1 protein-coding gene is annotated in these 230 nt (G+C 62.6%); it reads left to right on the top strand.

Annotated elements, in window-relative coordinates:
* A partial coding sequence (locus tag KVS67_RS13725; RefSeq protein ID WP_217565611.1) for a cation transporter occupies positions 1–230 on the top strand: 230 nt, incomplete at both ends.

Raw genomic sequence — 230 nt, 5'->3', positions numbered from 1 at the left:
GCCATCGAAGGCATCCGGCGACTGTTCGAGCCGCCGGAGGTGCCCGCAAGCGAACTGCTGATATTCGGCATCAACGGCCTGGTCGCGAACATCATCGCCATCACCATCCTCGCCTCCAGCCGCGGCTCGAACTTCAACATGCGTGCCGCGTTCCTCGAAGTTCTCAATGATGCCCTCGGGTCGCTCGGAGTGGTCATCGCGGCGATCGTCATCGCCACGACCGGGTTCAT

The organism is Micrococcus sp. GbtcB5 (genome assembly GCF_019091605.1).
Classification (GTDB): domain Bacteria; phylum Actinomycetota; class Actinomycetes; order Actinomycetales; family Micrococcaceae; genus Micrococcus; species Micrococcus luteus.
Note: the sequence above shows the minus strand (reverse complement) of the source record. Positions and strands in the feature narration are given on the sequence as shown.